At 76.0% G+C, this 1228-nt stretch carries 1 protein-coding gene; it reads left to right on the plus strand.

The window, feature by feature from the left end:
* The coding region (locus ABZ641_RS38230) for a SulP family inorganic anion transporter (protein ID WP_359989260.1) at nt 1-1216 on the plus strand (1216 nt) is incomplete at its 5' end.
* Between the last annotated feature and the right edge of the window lie 12 nt (nt 1217-1228).

The following is a 1228-nucleotide window of genomic DNA, read 5'->3' on the forward strand; positions in this document are numbered from 1 at the left end:
CGAGAACGTCGCCGTCGCCGCGTGGGACGCCATGGCCGACTTCGTCGCCGATCCGCAGCTCGCGCCGCTGGCGCTGGCCGGCGGTGTGGCGGCGGTGATGCTGCTCGGTGCCCGGCTGCGGCCGGGCGTCCCGTTCTCGCTGATCGCCGTGGTCGCCGCGACGCTCCTCGCCTCCGGCGCCGGTCTGGACGTGGCGACGATCGGGCACCTGCCCTCCGGCCTGCCCGCGCCCTCGCTCGGCTTCTTCCACCTCGCGGACGTGCCGAGGCTGGCGACGGCCGCGGTCGCGGTGGCGGCGCTCGCCGCACTGGAGTCGCTGATGTCCGCGACCGCCGCGGACGCGATGAGCGTCTCCCAGCGGCACGACAGCGACCGGGAGCTGTTCGGCCAGGGCCTGGCGAACCTGGCCGCGCCGCTGTTCGGCGGTGTCGCGGCCACCGGTGCGATCGCCCGCACCGCCGTCAACGTCCGTTCGGGAGCCGTCTCCCGGCTCGCCGCGCTCGTCCACGCGGCCGTCCTCGCCGCCGTGGTGTTTGCCGCCGCCCCGCTCGTCGAGGGCATCCCGCTCGCGGCGCTGGCCGGTGTACTGATCGCGACCGCGGTACGGATGGTCGAGGTCGCCTCCCTTCGGGCGCTGGCCCGCGCCGGACGCGGCGAGGCCGCGATCCTCGCCCTGACCGCGGCCGCCACCCTCGCCTTCGACCTGGTGACCGCCGTCATCGTCGGGCTGCTCGTGGCCGGTGCCCTCGCGCTGCGCCAGGTCGCCCGCTCCGCCGCCCTCACCCGCGTGCCACTGCACGACGGTCTGCCGCCCTCCGACCACCACGCCGAGGAACAGGCCCTGCTGGCCGAACACATCGTCGCCTACCGCATCGACGGGCCGCTGTTCTTCGCCGCCGCCCACCGATTCCTCCTCGAACTCGCCGAGACCGGGGACGTGAAGGCCGTCGTGCTGCGCCTGTCGCGGATCACCGCGATCGACGCCACCGGCGCCCTCGTGCTGGGCGACGCCGTCGACAAGCTGGAGCGCCGCGGCATCCTCGTCCTGGTCTCCGGCGTCCGCGAGGACCACCGCAGGACCCTGGACGCCCTCGGCGTCCTCGACCGGCTCCACGCCGAGCACCGCGTCTTCGCCGCCACCCCCGACGCGATCGCGTACGCCCGCACCCACCTGCCCGGGGTCCCGGCCGACGCGGCCGGCGGCGGCCACCGATGACCTCCCTGCCGG

Origin of the sequence: Kitasatospora sp. NPDC007106 (assembly GCF_040634455.1) — a bacterium.
Taxonomy (GTDB): Bacteria; Actinomycetota; Actinomycetes; order Streptomycetales; family Streptomycetaceae; genus Kitasatospora; species Kitasatospora arboriphila.